Annotated in this window: 10 protein-coding genes and 1 pseudogene; 9 read left to right on the top strand and 2 right to left on the bottom strand. The window is 43.0% G+C overall.

From position 1 onward, the window contains the following. Positions 1-65: 65 nt before the first annotated feature. The 7 genes and pseudogenes from E3K36_01115 (at position 66) to E3K36_01145 (ending at position 9,600) form a co-directional block, all read left to right on the top strand. Positions 66-917 carry an ABC transporter permease gene (locus E3K36_01115; GenBank protein MCF6153860.1) on the top strand — a complete coding sequence of 284 codons (852 nt, stop codon included), beginning with the start codon at positions 66-68 and terminating at the stop codon, positions 915-917. A 5-nt stretch (positions 918-922) separates the two neighbouring features. Beyond that, positions 923-1,567 (top strand): annotated as a pseudogene (locus tag E3K36_01120) (ABC transporter ATP-binding protein). A gap of 718 nt (positions 1,568-2,285) precedes the next feature. Next, positions 2,286-4,013, top strand: a complete 1,728-nt coding sequence (locus tag E3K36_01125; protein MCF6153861.1) for a glycosyltransferase — start codon at positions 2,286-2,288, stop codon at positions 4,011-4,013. An 86-nt stretch (positions 4,014-4,099) separates the two neighbouring features. Then, positions 4,100-5,371, top strand: a complete 1,272-nt coding sequence (locus E3K36_01130; GenBank protein ID MCF6153862.1) for a glycosyltransferase family 1 protein — start codon at positions 4,100-4,102, stop codon at positions 5,369-5,371. A 51-nt stretch (positions 5,372-5,422) separates the two neighbouring features. Beyond that, entirely contained in the window at positions 5,423-6,610 is a 1,188-nt protein-coding gene (locus E3K36_01135; GenBank protein MCF6153863.1) for a glycosyltransferase family 2 protein, read from the top strand. Positions 6,611-6,913: 303 nt separating this feature from the next. Further along, positions 6,914-8,554, top strand: a complete 1,641-nt coding sequence (locus tag E3K36_01140; GenBank protein MCF6153864.1) for a glycosyltransferase — start codon at positions 6,914-6,916, stop codon at positions 8,552-8,554. Between the two features lie 11 nt (positions 8,555-8,565). Next, positions 8,566-9,600, top strand: a complete 1,035-nt coding sequence (locus E3K36_01145) for a polysaccharide deacetylase family protein (GenBank protein ID MCF6153865.1) — start codon at positions 8,566-8,568, stop codon at positions 9,598-9,600. A gap of 550 nt (positions 9,601-10,150) precedes the next feature. On the opposite strand, the gene E3K36_01150 is transcribed toward E3K36_01145, so the two are convergent. Beyond that, positions 10,151-11,068, bottom strand: a complete 918-nt coding sequence (locus E3K36_01150) for a glycosyltransferase family 2 protein (protein MCF6153866.1) — start codon at positions 11,066-11,068, stop codon at positions 10,151-10,153. A gap of 679 nt (positions 11,069-11,747) precedes the next feature. Between E3K36_01150 and E3K36_01155 the strand changes: the two genes are divergently transcribed. Together E3K36_01155 and E3K36_01160 are read left to right on the top strand one after the other, a co-directional pair. After that, on the top strand, positions 11,748-13,430 hold the full coding sequence (locus E3K36_01155; protein ID MCF6153867.1) for an IS1634 family transposase: 1,683 nt from the start codon (positions 11,748-11,750) through the stop codon (positions 13,428-13,430). Between the two features lie 48 nt (positions 13,431-13,478). After that, positions 13,479-14,573 carry a glycosyltransferase family 2 protein gene (locus tag E3K36_01160; protein MCF6153868.1) on the top strand — a complete coding sequence of 365 codons (1,095 nt, stop codon included), beginning with the start codon at positions 13,479-13,481 and terminating at the stop codon, positions 14,571-14,573. A gap of 292 nt (positions 14,574-14,865) precedes the next feature. Here the strand turns inward: E3K36_01160 and cobA are convergent, their stop codons facing one another. Then, a complete protein-coding gene (gene cobA, locus E3K36_01165; GenBank protein ID MCF6153869.1) occupies positions 14,866-16,407 on the bottom strand; it encodes a uroporphyrinogen-III C-methyltransferase in 1,542 nt (513 codons plus the stop codon). Positions 16,408-16,459: the final 52 nt, after the last annotated feature.

Here is a 16,459-nt window from a genome sequence, read left to right on the forward strand (position 1 = left end):
AGCATGAAGAATCTCTTGCATTGCGAAGAGTCCAAACAAGGGAAAATGGTTTGGCGGTCTTTACGATGACAGAAGCGCGCGTCACAGTCTATACACCTGACTCGTCCTTGCGTAACCCGTTGAAAATGATACGGGAGATGCTTGGCGACCTTGCCGCGAGCCGGGAGTTATCGTGGCGTCTGGCAGTGAGGGATATTTGTGCTCATTACCGTCAGGCGTTTCTCGGCATCCTGTGGGCGTTCATCCTACCGCTGGCGAATACCCTGACCTGGATATTTCTAAGCAAGACTGGCATCATTGTGGTGCGAGAAACCGCACTGCCTTATACCGTTTATGTGTTTACCGGCACCATGCTATGGGCAATTCTGATGGACTCGATGAATGCCCCGCTTCGCCAGATCAACGCGGCCAAGGGTATGCTATCCAAGCTCAATTTCCCCCGCGAGGCGCTCATCGTTTCAGGCATCTACCAGACGCTCTTCAACGCGACAATCAAGATCGTTATCCTGATTGTCGCGCTGATCATTCTGGGCATTTACCCGGGATGGTCCTTGCTGCTGTTCCCGCTTGGCGTCCTGTCGCTGGTGCTGATCGGTACGTCGATAGGCCTTCTTATAATGCCCGTCGGCATGCTCTATACCGACATCGGCCGCGCCCTGCCGCTGATGATGCAGTTTCTGATGTACGTTACGCCGGTTGTCTTTCCCATGCCTAAGGAAGGCTGGGCGGCGGACCTGTTCCGGATTAATCCCCTCACGCCGATCATTCTCACGACTCGCGACTGGCTGACCAATTTTTCGCCGGAATACCTTGGCTATTTCGCGTCGGTCAACATTATCGCCATTTTATTGTTGCTGTTCGTATGGGTAATATACCGGTTGTCCATGCCTATTCTGATTGAACGTATGAGTTCCTGAATGCCATGAGCGAAATTCTTGTTAAAGTCGAAAACGTTTCAAAGAAGTTTTGCCGCAGCCTCAAGCGATCATTATGGTATGGCATGAAGGATTTAGGAAAGGAGATACTCGGAAAGCGTCATGGTGGCAACGGTGAACTGCGCCCGAACGAATTCTGGGCGGTGAAGGATGTCAGTTTCGAACTTAGGCGCGGCGAATGCCTGGGGCTGGTCGGTTCCAACGGAGCGGGCAAGACAACGCTGCTGCGCATGCTCAACGGTTTAATCAAGCCGGACAATGGACGCATAGAAATACGCGGCCAGGTTGGCGCACTAATAGCGTTAGGCGCAGGCTTCAATCCTATCCTTACGGGAAGGGAAAACATCTATGTAAATGCATCGATTTTGGGTTTGAGTAATCGTGAGATAAATGAAAAATTGGACCGGATCATCGATTTTGCGGACATTGGGGAGTTCATCGATGCCCCTGTTCAAAGTTATAGTTCTGGCATGGCTGTTAGGCTTGGTTTTGCGGTAGCAAGTGTGCTGGACCCCGATGTATTAATCCTGGACGAGGTTCTCTCAGTTGGCGACATGAATTTCCAGGCAAAATGCTTCAATGCATTGAGTTCGTTAAGAAAAAAAGGAACGGCGTTTATTCTTGTTTCTCACTACATGCCAATTATAGCCCAACAGTCAACGTCCGTGCTTTATTTAAGATCCGGATACAATGAATTTTGTGGGAACCCCAGTGAGGCTATCTCAAGATACACTGCAGACATAGCTGAAAAAACGCTAAAAGAGAATAGCAACTCGATTTTTTCGCGAGAGGAATTCAAAACGAATAAGATCAATATAGAGACAATTGATTTTCTAGACATGCACGGCAACAAAGTACACATTGTCAATACAGGTGATGATTTTTATTTTTCAATTAAATACCGTTTGTCAGAAAATCTGGTGCCGAGAAATTTATACATCGATCTCGTCATATATGGTTTTGATGGCTCCATGCTATTTCATGCCCCGTTTTGTAGGTCTGGTGCAATATCACAGTCTTCTGTAAAGCAAACGGAGTATCGACTGAAGTTTGTCAAGTTTCCAATTAACGAAGATATTGTATTCTTTAGCTTTGCAATAATGGAGGAGGAAACGCATGAGATATATGCATGGGTAGAAAGAGTAAGCCTGAAAATTAGAAAAGACGGCCTACAATCTGGGAGAACTAATTTAGATGTTGAATGGATTGTATTGTAATTTTTTAAATGGAATTTTCGGAAATATGAAGGAAAGACACAAAACGTTTCTGCAGGAAATTCAGGGATGTTTGTCTGGTGTGAAGTTTTACCTGCTTCAAGTACAAGCGAATAAAGACTAATATCAGGACGGCATGATGTTTTATCACAACAACTATCACATACCTTCAAGCAATCCGAAAAATAGTGACCAAAAAAGTCGGGAAATACCTCTGGTCTCGATAGTCATTCCCTGTTATAACCAATCTGATTTCCTTGGCGAAGCAATAAAAAGTGCGTTAAATCAGACTTACAACAATATCGAAATTATTGTGGTGGATGATGGTTCCTCAGATCATACTCTTGAGGTCGCTTTTGGATTTTCGGGTGTTCGCTACATAAGGCAAAAAAACCAGGGTCTTTCAGCGGCACGGAACACAGGTATCCGTGAGGGCAGAGGACACTATATGGTTTTTCTCGATGCCGACGACCGTCTTTTACCTATTGCGGTTGAATCAGGTTTGAACTGTTACCGGAAGCACCCTGAATGTGCTTTTGTTTTTGGATCTCACAGACGTATTAAAGCCGATGGATTATTTAATCAAGATATTGGTACTTCCCGGTTTCGGCAAATTAAGTATCTCAGACAGTACTGTAATCACAATAATCATTACCATGCTCTTTTGTATCGAAATTATATTGAAATGCATGCTTCGGTAATGTACCGGTGCGATGTATTGAAATCTGTCGGAGGATTTGATACCTCTCTGAATGCCTGTGAGGATTACGACCTCTATCTCCGCATTGCCAGAAATTATCCGATTTATTTCAATGATAATGTAGTTGCAGAATACTGGCAACACGGCTCTAATATGTCAAAGAATAATGAATTGATGCTGCGATCTGTATTGACCGTCCTTCAATCGCAGTGGAAGTATGTGAATGAAAATAAGCAGTACGTCGAAGCTTATCATATGGGGATAAAACATTATGCCGAGTCTTATGGTTTTCCTCTGATCAGAGAGATAAAGAAGCAATTATCTATACGTGGCGAAAGAATGTATGCATTTCAGCGAATGATCGCTTTGCTCCGATATATGCCAAGTATATTCATTCATTATATAATTAAAAGGACGGAATATGCCATTCAAAAGGTTTTAAAGCATGTGCTTCCTGCCACAGTCCTGCAACGGTTTTTCACGATACAAGAGTCTCTTGTCTGCATCCCATCAATAGGCCAGATAAGGTTTGGCGATCTGCGCCGATTGACACCTTTCTATAATGAATGTGTCAATAACTGTAATACTGCTATTGACAACTACCTTATTGAAGAGTTTCTTGCCAGTTACTCCACTGATATACATGGCTGTGTACTCGAAATCGGAAGATTTGGTTACGCAACAAGTTTTGGAGGCACTAACGTCAAAAAAAAAGATGTCCTTTCCTTAAATGATACCATTGCCAACATTCATAATAATACAATAGAACTGAACAATGCCGATCACGTACCATCGAATACGTATGACTGCATCATCTTTCCACAGGAATTGCAATGCATTTATGAAATGAAAGAGGCATTAATTACCCTCTATCGCATCCTGAAGCCTGGTGGTGTCTTGCTCGTAACGCTTCCGGGTATCAGCAAAAAGGGAAAAGATGAACAATCCAAAAAAAGATTATGGTCTTTTACAGCGCTATCGGCACGACGATTATTCGAAGAGGTATTTCCTGTTTCTCACCTTACAGTGGAGTCTTTTGGAAACGTCTTGGCATCAGTTGCCTTAATGCATGGATTGAAGGCAACTGATTTAAGACCAGAAGAACTTGTCTACAATGATCCACTATATCAAATTGTAATTACGGTGCGGGCTGTAAAACCTTGAAATCTTGAAATGATGATATATAGCGTTGTGAATGAAAAGGATGTGAAGCTCTTAGTTATAGTATCACAATATTTTTAGAAAAGCATATGAATATTGCGTTTATTAGCTATGAATACCCTCCAGATACTGCGTACGGAGGTATTGCTACTTACGTTCATCAGGCTGCGATGATGCTTAGTCGGCGTGGTCATCATGTAGAGGTGTTTGCAGGTAGTCCCCATCGTACCGGAACTGAGAACGAAGAATGCCTGCTAGTTCACCGGATTAATGTAAAAAATCAATTTACCTTTGCTAAACCAATTGGACAACTCTTCGCTCAACGGCATAAAATAATTCAATTTGATGTACTTGAAGGGCCTGACTGTGTTGCTGATGCAAGAGAAGCAGTCTGCTTCGTTCCAGATATCCCATTCGTGCTCAAACTTCACACCCCATCAATTTTATTGTTAAAACTAAATTATTATGAATATGAAACCTCCTTGCTTAAGAAGATATGTCTTTATGCTGCTTCATTCCTCAAAGGAGTTGTACCTGCATGGGGTTATGCACCGAGAACAGCAGCCCATCGTTTACACGTTTTACAAATGGATAAAATTGAGCAATCGCACGCGCTTGATGCTGATGAAATAGCCTCTCCATCTCTGGAGCTGGGAAACATACTGATCAGGAAATGGCGTTTAAATAAAATGAAGATAAGCCATGTTCCTTACCCATATATACCCTCAGAGAGACTTCTGAAGATACCTGTAGAAACTCATACGAAAATCGTCACATTCATCGGCAGGCTTGAAATGAGAAAAGGTGTTCTTGACCTGGCAAGGGCAATTCCACTTATTTTAGATCATTATCCAGATGCAAAGTTCCGATTCGTCGGTTCTGCAGAACCTTCTCCCCATCCGAACCTGGACATGAGGCAATACCTGGAAATGATGTTACAAAATAATAATAGGTCTGTAGAGTTTACTGGACATGCTCCTTCCGATGTTATTCCAGACATATTGGCAGATACCGATGTGTGTGTTTTCCCAAGTTTGTGGGAAAACTTTCCCTGTGTGTGCCTAGAATCAATGGCTGCAGCAAGAGGAATAGTTGGCAGCAATGCCGGTGGTATGGCTGAGATGCTCGATTACGGTAATGCAGGTCGAATTGTTCCGCCTCGTAGCCCGCAGAAAATTGCTCAGGCTGTAATAGAGTTGTTGAATAATACTCAAATGCGCATGAGGTCGGGACGATCAGCACGCAACCGTCTTCTTGAGAAATATAATACTGATTCGGTAGGCATATTGCAAGAGGCCAGTTACCGCCGTGCAATTAAGCATAGAAAGTCTCAAGGACCCCGTTTGCAGAGAAGTGGTTAATGAGTTAAATAAGCTTTTCAATGGATAACAATTTTTGGAAAGATTTTGTATATGAAAGTATCTGTTATTATACCAGCTTACAATGCAGCAGGGACAATCGCGGATACACTTCAATCTCTTCTTGATCAGACCTTCACAGAGTGGGAGGCAATTATAGTCGATGATGGGTCAACGGACGATACTTCTGTTATCGTCAATAAATTTATAGAAAAAGATAGCCGCTTCAGAATTATTAAACAAACTAACCAAGGACTATCCGGAGCTCGCAACAGTGGAATCACGCATGCCCGATATAACTGGTTACTGTTTTTAGATGCTGACGATTGGATTTTTCCACAACATCTCAATCGACTAACCAGTGCACTAAAGGTTGACCCTGGTTTGAAAGTTGTTTACTGTGGTTGGACCTATGTCACACCCGATGGCGAGCATGTCTTTCCCCGTTTTGCGAATCTGGAGGGAGATTTATTTGTGGCATTCGCCCAGTATTGTGTCTCGGTTGTTCATACCTTCATTATCTCTCGGTCATTGGTAGAGTTGCACGGCTGTTTTGAGAATTCACATCGCAGTTGTGAAGATTGGGATCTTTTCCAACGTATAGCACGAACTGGCATTCGCTTTGGTGCAGTCAATGAGATTTTGGCTGGCTATCGGATGAGACCGGACTCCCTTAGCCGCAATGGTCACCAACTTTTGGTGGATGGTATAAAAGTGTTGAACCGAGGTCATGGCCCGGATCTCCGAGTACCTTATTCCCATCCTGTATATCCAAATGGGCTACCAAGAGATAAATTGACAAAGAATAAATATGACTTGCTTTATGCTTGTGCGGGGTATCTTATTGGCGGTGAAAAGGACGCTCGATCATTATTGGAGATGCTAAAGGATGAGCGATGTCCTGATCTGAATGCCAATGAAGTTGCTTCATGCCTGTTTACCCATACAATTGTTTCTGCCGCTAGACCTCGTAGCGAGTGGTATCGAGTCTGGTCCAGATGTGAATACCAATTAAAAACCTTCTTGGAGGCATTGGAAATGCAAACTGGAACGGCAGGGTTGACTCGCCGAGCCACTTTATACGTAAAGCATTTGATACTGAAGCATGCCACCGATCCAAGTTTGTATCGCCGTTTTGATTATTTTAAAGACGGGCTTTTTTTTGGGATGCTAAAACTGCTGCACAAAAGTCACCGAACGATCCGCCAGTTAGTTCATTTTTGCAGGAAGCATTATGTATGACGTCTGGTCTTAAACCGTTAATACAGAAACTGTGTAGCGCTGTTTTTTTGAGCCGTCAGGGTAAAAAAAGATGGGCTATGAAACCAATGCTAAAAAGCATTTCAAAACTCTGTATGCGAAAATGAAGTCTCGTGGGATTGCATTAATATCTTTGAACATGCCAAGAACAAACAGAAATTGGCTATGATTCCCGATAGAACCACTCGACACCACGAAGCTAGATTGCACTAACTACAAAAAGGGAAAAGTAGTGTTTCATGATTTGCTTTGTAATGTTCGTACTTTAATAGTATGGAAAATAAAATGAATCCCAAGCCACTTGTTTCTGTAATCACTATTTTTTTAAATGAGGAGAAATTCTTACGGGAAGCCATAGAAAGCGTTCTTGCCCAAACATATGATAATTGGGAACTGCTGCTGATCGATGATGGTTCTACTGATGACAGTACAGCCATTGCCAGACAGTATTCAGAACAATGCCCTGCCAAAATACGTTATTGCGAGCACGACAATCATCAGAATCGGGGGAAAAGCATTTCCCGCAATCTGGGTTTTATGCATGCAAGAGGTGATTATATCGCACTTCTTGATGCGGATGACGTTTATTTGCCCGAAAAGCTGCAGCGTCAGGTTGCAATTTTAGAATCACAGCCAGATGTTGCTATGGTATATGGCCCCACATTATACTGGTTTAGCTGGACAGGGAATTCGCATGATGCTCACCGTGATTACTTTGGAAAACTAGGCGTTACGCCAAAGACATTATTTAAACCTCTTGAACTGCTCACCCTCTTTTTAAAGGACGGAGGCATTGTGCCTTGCATTTGCGCCCTCCTTATTCGTAGCAAGATAATGAAAGAGGTCGGCGGTTTTGAAGAAGCTATCAGTTTCCTTTACGAAGACCAGGTTTTTCTGGCAAAAATCTGTAGTAAGGCATGGGTGTTTGTTGATAATGGCTGCTGGGACAAATACCGTCAGCATCCGGAGTCAAGTTCCTCCATCGCGATAAAAACAGGTGAATATCATCCTTTACGCCAGAATCCGGCGCGTTTTAAATTCCTGACCTGGCTGGAAAGATATTTATCTGAACAAGGAATCAAAGATGCCAGACTTGTAAATGTCCTGCAAAGGAAGCTATGGCCATATCACCACCCGTATATGTACCAGTTGCTTAAAGGCGATTTCTATCCTTTGAAAAGGATGAAGCAATTTGTGAAACGAATATCGAAACGCTCGACTGGGATTTTTTTTGAACAGAAATCACAGGTACTAAAAAACAATAACAAACAACGTTCTTCGCGGAAAATGATTGATTTTGGAAGCTTAAGACGTCTGACACCTATCAGCCGCGAGTTTGGATTTGACCGAGGGACAGCTATAGATCGTTACTATATTGAAAATTTTCTTGCAAGTAATGCAAACCATATAAGGGGCCGGGTGCTTGAAATCGGGGATGATTCATATACAAAGAAATATGGTGGTATTAATGTTACTATCAGGGATGTGCTTAATGTCTTAGGCAGCACTCCCGGAACAACTATCGTTGGAGACTTGACATCCGCAGAGCATATCCCATCAGAGATTTTTGACTGTATGATTCTGACGCAAACATTGCATATTATCTATAATTTTCAGGCAGCGCTTCAAACAATATACCGCATCCTGAAACCGGGAGGTGTAGTGTTGGCTACTTTCCCCGGTATAAGTCAGATCAGTATTGATCAATGGAACAAATATTGGTGCTGGAGTTTCACTGCCCTATCCGCACAAAGGATATTCGGAGAGGTTTTTCCAGAGGAAAACGTTTCGGTTCGGGCATTTGGAAATGTGTTTGCCACTACAGCATTTTTACACGGATTGGCTTTACAGGAATTGCAGACAAATGAACTGGATTACTATGATCCTGATTACGAGCTTTTAATTACCGTCAGAGCAATAAAATGATGATCTATATGGTGAAATTACCGGGTACTACAAGAATAAAAAAAGGATTACAAATACTGAAGAAACGATTAGTGTCTAGTTCTCTCGTTTTGATGTATCACCGTATTACTGACATAAAAACCGACCCTTGGTCACTCTGTGTGACTCCCCAGCATTTCTCGGAGCATCTGGAGGTTTTACAAAAATGTGCCCGCACGTTACGACTCGATCAACTGGCACATTATCTTCGACGCGGTAAAATTCCCAGGCGATCTGTGATTATAACCTTTGACGATGGCTATGCTGATAATCTCCACACGGCAAAACCTTTATTAGAACGGTATGACACCCCTGCAACCTTCTTTCTTACGACAGGGTGTATTGAGCGGCATCGCGAGTTTTGGTGGGATGAACTTGACCGCCTGATCCTGCAGCCCGTCAGATTGCCAGAAACACTCGAACTTTCTATCAGGGGCAAAATATACGAATGGCATTTGAGCAAAGACGTTCAATACAATGAAGATATTGTTCACCAGAATAACTCATGGCGGGCATGGGAAAAAGCACCAAGTATTCGCCATGAAATCTATTATGTACTATGGAACTTACTCAAGCCTCTGGATGAGAATGAGCAACAAGACGTACTGAATCAATTGATTACATGGGTAGGAGCCGAACCAAGTGCACGATCAACCCACCGCTTACTGCTTCCGGAAGAAATAAAATTATTCGGCAAAGGAAATCTGTTTGAGGTTGGCGCACACTCAGTCACGCATGCTTCTCTTCCTGCACAACCAATTGCTTTTCAGCAGCATGAAATTTTACAAAGTAAAGCCTATTTAGACGACCTTCTGAAAAACCCTGTAGCCAGTTTCTCCTATCCCTATGGCGATTATACAGCAGAGACGATTGCGCTGGTCAAAGAAGCAGGATTTTCCTGCGCCTGCTCTACGAAGGCGGGCGTTATATCTTCAAAAACTGACAGCTTTCAGCTGCCACGTTTCGAAGTACTTGATTGGAATGGAGAAGAATTTGAAAAGCAATTGTTGAAGTGGAGGTATCAGTAACCTATTCTTGTAACAATTTAGTTATTTGAAAAATATCTGTAAACTGCTCGCTCCCAAACTCCGTTTGGGAGCGTAATGGCAGAGAAACTCAGTTTTTCTGGAAGTGTGTTCCCAAACAGGAGTTTGGGAACGAGTATTGGTGCTGATGCTATGACCTGAATCTTGCACCAAATGGACCGCTCCCGTGTGAGCGGTAAGATTTATCGTAACACTTTCGTTTTTTGAAAAACTATCAAGGCAAAGCCTTGTGCTGATTTCGCCCCGGAGGGGCAAATTGCTCATAGGCAGGCAATTTATTGCCTGTATTTTTATCAAAGAGAAATACAGTCCCGTAGGGACGATTGAGACGATTTTGTATCCATAATCTTCATTCGCCCCTACAGGGCTTATTTTTATCTTTCTCTTAACACAGGCAATAAATTGCCTGCCTATTGCCTCACGTCCCTATAGGGACTTAAAAAGCACAACTCATCTTTCAAAAAACTAAACTGTTTCGATTTATCAAATCAGCGTCTAAACAACGAGCCGATCGCCCATATCAGGTATGAACTTATAGCATCAAATATCTTTTACGAATGGAATTTAAACGATATTTTACCCTGTCCAACAAAGAGAATAATAGCGGATGTTTGCATTGCCACATTTCCCGCTGGAAAACCTGCCAAATCTCCTGGTCTTTCACCTGTTGTTTTGATAAATAATTGCCCAGCCAGTTTAAAAAGGGCCTTCTGGTCAGATAATATTTTTGATTTTCTGTTTGTTCGCTGCAACTCTGAAAATGTTGGCGATATCTTGCCCAACATTGACCTGCAACAAACACAGGTTTTTGTAATAGCACCTTGGAAAAAAAGACCTGGTCTTCATACATGGTGTGAAAGACATCTTCAAATTTGCCAATTTGCTCAAATACCTCACGTCGTATTAAAGCATTGCAGGTAGTAGGGGTTTGACATTTATTTAGTATCAGGAGTAATAACAACTTTGGCGGATTGACCAAAGAATTGGGCTGCACACCCAAATTATAAAAATAATCGCGTTGATGATCTTCAGGCTTGCCAGTCCAACTGTACCATATTTGGGTGCGTCCATAAACCATTGCTGCTTCTTTGTATGATGTCAGTAACGCCACTTGCTCTTCCAGTTTTTTAGGTAGCCAAATATCATCGACATCTAAAAAGCCAATATATTTACCTTTTGCCTGACTGATCCCTAAATTGCGGGAGGCGCTCATGCCCTTATTCTGATGTCCCTCGTGTTCCAGATAGAACACCTTTTTAGGATATTTTTGGGCATGTTTCTGGGCGATAAGGGTACTGCTATCCGTAGAACCGTCATCCACCAGCAGGAGTTCCCAATTATCATAGGATTGGGCAAAGATGCTGGCAATCGCTTCTTCGATAAATTGTTCACCATTCAGAAAGATAATGATTGAGGACACTAATGGTTGCGTTTTTTTATGATTATTCATTAAGCAGCTTTTGGTCAATTAAATCTAAAATTTCCGCATCTGTTTTCATTTCAAATTTTCTGGCAAACAAACAGAATGATTGTTCTAATGCAGCGAAACCAGCTTTGCCTAAAATTTTTAGTAAAATAGAAAAATGATTTTGTCAAAATAGATCAGACTTTTATCACAAAACTATACGGGGGTTGCCATACACAGCTCTTCAATAACATATCCCCTTCGTAAGCACGGAGTAAACGCCAGAAGGCATTTCTTTGTTTTGGCCTACTTATGAGTCCAATTGATAACAGTTTTAAGGATAGAAGTCAAGGAAAATTCTATCATAATATATTGATAAAACACAAGTTATGAAAATATTTGAACATGAATAAAAAAATTATGCATAAACTCATTTAACAGCCAATAATTATGTTAGTATTAACCGATCGCTCTATTGTAATAAAAATAAAAACCTTAAATATGCTAAACAATTTTGGTCAAAATCAATTTTCTGCTTCCAGCCATTTCAGAAAGGACAATTCGACCCATCACTTGAATTTTTATTTCAAAACGTAATACCTTCTATCGGATGTTCACCCCAGCCAAAATACACAAGTATGAAATATGTAGCCAGTTAGTGGTTGACAATATGTAGTCACTAATATATTGCTATTAATAAATATTATACTTGATAATAGCGGTTATGCTCTATATAATGGTGGACATGCATATTGTAGAAAACAAATCAAAATCCGGCAAAAAAATCTATCGTTCCATTCTTCTGCGAGAATCGTATCGGGAGGAAGGAAAGGTCAGGAAACGCACCATTGCAAATCTGTCGAATTGCGCACCCCAGGAGATAGAAGCGATAAGGCTTGCGCTCAGCCACAAAGAGGATCTCAGTGCATTGGGTGCATTGTCAGAATCGGTGGAACTCCAGGAGGGGTTGTCCGTCGGGGCGGTCTGGAGTGTGTACCAGGTGGCAAAGGAATTAGGGATAGAGGAGGCATTGGGGAAGGACTTTGAGGGGAAGCTGGCGCTGTGGCAGGTAATGGCGCGGGTGATAGATCAGGGATCAAGACTCTCGGCGGTAAGGCTGGCGCAGGTACATGCAGCGGGTGATGTATTGGATATGAAGCATGGATTTGACGAGAATAATCTGTACGATAATTTGTTGTGGTTGTCGGAGAATCAGGCAAAGATAGAGCGAAAGCTGTTTAAGTTAAGACGGGGAGGCAAGAAGCCGAAGCTGTTTTTATATAACGTGACGAGCAGTTATTTAGAGGGGGAGATGAATCATTTTGGTGAATATGGGTATAATCGTGACGGCAAGAAGGGGAAAAAACAGATCGTGATTGGTATGTTGTGCGATGAATCTGGGGAGCCGGTATCAACGGAGGTTTTTAGTGGTAATACCCAGGACACAAAGACCTTTGAGTCTCAGGCAAGGAAGGTATTAGAGCGGTTTGGGTGCGCAGAAGTGACGATCGTAGGCGATCGTGGGATGATCAAGACGATGCAGATCGAACGTTTACCGGAAGGATTTCATTACATAACGGCAATAACCAAGCCGCAGATAGAGGCGTTGATAAAAAAAGGGATTCTGCAATTAGGGTTGTTTGAAGAAAAGCTCTGCGAGATAAAGGATGGGGGGATTCGATATATTCTGAGGCGCAATCCGACGAGGATGGAAGAGATGGCGAAGACACGCATATCAAAATTGCAGAGTATGGAGAGATACATCGAGAGGAAGAATGGATATTTGAGAGAGCATCCGAGGGCATCGGTAGCGAAGGCGCTGGACGCAGCAAAGGAAAGGCTCAAGAAACTGAAGCATGAGACGTGGGTACAGATAAAAGACGAAGCCGGGACGCTGAAGATAGAGAGGGACGAGGAGGCAGTAAAGGAAGAATCGTATCTTGACGGATGCTATGCAATCAAGACGGACTTGAAGGAGAACGAGGCGGACACCTATCTGGTACACGACCGATACAAGGACTTGTCGGAGGTAGAGAAGGTGTTTCGGGAGTGCAAGACGGTGAATCTTGAGGTTCGTCCCGTGTACGTGAGAAAGGAGGAGAGTACGCGAGGGCATGTGTTTGTGGTAATGCTTGCATATATGGTAATCCGAAGGTTACGCGATGCGTGGGCGGGTTTTGATCTGACGGTAGAGGAAGGTCTCAAACAATTGGCGACCATTTGTTCGATGGAAGTGAAGGTGAAGGGCCAAAATGCGCGTTGTCAGAAGATACCGCGTCCACGACAACAATCACGTGAATTATTAGAGGCATTGCAGATAAAGTTGCCGGAGGTCTTGCCATGCCGGAACATACGGGTAGTCACGAGAAAAAAACTTCCTGTTCGCCGTAAAAACCAACAAATATAAGGCTTTTACTGCCTTTTTATTTTTCACCTTGGGGTGAACATCCGTTCTATGAAGCCACTGGTATCGGTTATTATTCCTGCGTATAATGCGGAAGCTTATATTCTGCAAACTTTGAATTCGGTACTCTCTCAAACTTACAAAAATATTGAGGTTGTTGTAGTTGATGACGGCTCACATGATAAAACTGCACAGACTGTGGAATCAATTATGCGGCATGATGACCGCGTTATACTCTTGCGCCAATCAAATTCCGGAGTCGCAGCAGCACGTAACCTGGCTATTAAAAAGTCCCGGGGTGAGTTTATAGCGCCTATTGATGCCGATGATATTTGGTATCCTCGGAAAATTGAAAAACAGGTAGATTGTATGTTACATGCAGAGCCAAGTACAGGGCTCGTCTACGCATGGTCTGTGTCTATCGATGAAAGAGGTCTACTGACAGGTAGATACATCGCTTCCCGTCTAGAGGGTGATGTTTTTGTGGCGTTGATATTTATCAATATTATTGGTAATTCTAGCGCGCCCTTGATTCGCCGCGTGTGTTTTGAAAAAGTTGGTGGCTATAGCACCCGACTTTTCAAGCAAAATGCTCAAGGTTGCGAAGACCGCGATCTCTATCTTCGTATTGCCGAATCCTATAAGTTTCGTGCAGTAAAAGAGTTTCTTATAGGATATCGCAAAGTAAATGGTAGTATGTCTTTTAATTATAGATCCATGGAAAGGTCAAACTTTATAGTAATAGGGGATGTAAAAAAGCGATATCCTGATATCCCATCGTTCGTCTATCGCTGGTCCAGGAGTCATTATTACCTGTACCTCAGCCATCAAAGCCGATTATGTGGTCACTATTGGCCAAGCATTCTCTACCTGTATAAAGCGGCACGGATGGATCTTGTTTTTCTCTTATATACGGATTTCCATCGGTGTCTGTGCTCTAATGCTTTGCAACTGATAAAACAGGCAGTTATCTTCACCGCCCGGGTAGTACATTGTCCTTCGGCAGGGATCTTTGAAAAGGCTAGTCTCACCCGAGAAGCGGTTACGATTTCAGACGTCGTAATCAGAAGTAGTCGACCACCATCCGGTTTGGCTAAATTGCGTGAAATCAGACTGCACCTTGTTCAACGTTTGTGTACAAAGTGAAAATGATACGTTAAGAAGGGGATGATGGCGAATGAGAGTGTACCAATTTTAGGTATTGCTTCTAACGCGTTCAGTTTTGACAGGCCCAGGAGTTGCTGATTCGCCCCAGAATGATTTAGCCCAACTTTCTGCGAAAGTTGGGCTAGGGGGATTTAAGGGGGTTATCTATACCCTAAAACGAGTATATGCGTTATCCCCCATAATTCTTTTTCGGTTGATGCTGTCGCGGATCGTGAGGGATGTAATGGTCTTGCCGCTTCTACGACCTCGGATTTGCGATTGTGGATTTTAATCAAGTCTCTGTAAGTCTCTTCCCCGCAGAAGTGGTACTTTCCAGGATAGCACTGACTAATCCAGGAATGGTATATTCATCAGCCCTGATCGTAACGCGAAGTCCCATCTCCTCTGCGGTTTGTGTGGTAATTGGGCCGATGCTGGCAAACTGCACGTGCCCATTCAATTCAGCAATGTTTTTCTCGCCAACAATTTGCACAAAATTCCTGACGGTTGAAGAGCTTGTGAACGTAATAATATGAATTTCTCCGTTTTTAATTTTGTCAACAAGATTGATATTTTTGGGTTGTGCCATGATGGTCTTATAAGCTACTAAATCGGTCACCTCTCCCCCCAACTTTTGAAGTTCTTCGGGGAGAAAGCTTCTGGCAATATCTGCCCTTGGCAGCAAAAATCTTTGGCCTCTTATACCGGTAACCTTTTTTAACTCTTCAACAACGGACTCTGCAACAAACTTTGGTGGTTTGCAATCAACCTTTATGTGGTACTTTTCAATACCACCTTCCGTTGCCGGACCAATAGCACAAACCTTAATGCCCTTAAGATCACGGACATCCTTTCCCAGTTCGAGCAGACGCTGGAAAAAGGCATCAACACCGTTGATACTGGTAAAGACCAGCCAATCATAGGATTGGATGTTATTAATAGCTTCATCCAGGGGTTGAACAGCATCCGGTTTCGCAATCTCAATGGTAGGAAATTCGATGACCTGTGCACCATGTTCGTATAATTGATCTGCAAACTCACTCGCCTGCTCCCTCGAACGCGTCACGACAATCGTCTTCCCGAATAATGGTTTCGTCTCAAACCAGTTGAGTTGTTCCCGCAGTTTTACCACTTCACCAACTATGGTAATTGCCGGCGGACGGATGTCCTTAGCCTTCTGGACAATCGTACCCAGCGTCCCTATCACGGTCTTTTGCTGTGGTGTGGTTCCCCACCGGATTACGGCAACAGGGGTATCTTTGGAACGGCCGTGTTTCATGAGCTGTCCGGTAATATACGGAAGGTTTTTGATTCCCATATAAAATGCAAGCGTACCGATTCCGGTGCTTATCTTTGCCCAATCGATCGAGCTTTCGTCTTTTGTGGGATCTTCATGCCCGGTGATTAGTCCAAAGGTGGAGGTAAAGTCACGATGGGTAACAGGGATACCTGCATAATTAGGAGTTGCAATAGCCGCAGTAATGCCAGGAACTACCTCAAAAGGTACGTGATTTTCATAGAGTACCAATGCCTCTTCTCCGCCGCGTCCAAAGACGTACGGATCGCCACCCTTTAGCCGGGTAACTATTTTGTCTTCCTGCGCCTTTTTCACGAGCAGTTGATTAATCTCGTCTTGTTCGAGGGTATGTGCACCTCCCTGTTTACCGACATAGATAAATTCTGCATCGGGCCTGGCGACTTTGAGGAGGTCTACGTTTACCAGATAATCGTATATAATTACATCGGCTTTTTTTATACATTCCAGGCCTTTTACCGTAATAAGCCGTGGGTCACCCGGACCTGCACCCACAAGATATACAAGGCTGCGTTTCATCAAAACAAAACCTTTCTTAAGTATTTTTAATGCAAATAAAAAATACTATAAT

It is taken from the genome of Candidatus Brocadia sp. (genome assembly GCA_021646415.1).
Taxonomy (GTDB): domain Bacteria; phylum Planctomycetota; class Brocadiia; order Brocadiales; family Brocadiaceae; genus Brocadia.

Coding starts and splice junctions, on each gene's coding strand:
- E3K36_01115 (MCF6153860.1), top strand. CDS start 66: ATGACAGAAGCGCGCGTCACAGTCTATACACCTGACTCGTCCTTGCGT.
- E3K36_01125 (MCF6153861.1), top strand. CDS start 2,286: ATGATGTTTTATCACAACAACTATCACATACCTTCAAGCAATCCGAAA.
- E3K36_01130 (MCF6153862.1), top strand. CDS start 4,100: ATGAATATTGCGTTTATTAGCTATGAATACCCTCCAGATACTGCGTAC.
- E3K36_01135 (MCF6153863.1), top strand. CDS start 5,423: ATGAAAGTATCTGTTATTATACCAGCTTACAATGCAGCAGGGACAATC.
- E3K36_01140 (MCF6153864.1), top strand. CDS start 6,914: ATGAATCCCAAGCCACTTGTTTCTGTAATCACTATTTTTTTAAATGAG.
- E3K36_01150 (MCF6153866.1), bottom strand. CDS start 11,068: ATGAATAATCATAAAAAAACGCAACCATTAGTGTCCTCAATCATTATC.
- E3K36_01155 (MCF6153867.1), top strand. CDS start 11,748: ATGCTCTATATAATGGTGGACATGCATATTGTAGAAAACAAATCAAAA.
- E3K36_01160 (MCF6153868.1), top strand. CDS start 13,479: ATGAAGCCACTGGTATCGGTTATTATTCCTGCGTATAATGCGGAAGCT.
- cobA (MCF6153869.1), bottom strand. CDS start 16,407: ATGAAACGCAGCCTTGTATATCTTGTGGGTGCAGGTCCGGGTGACCCA.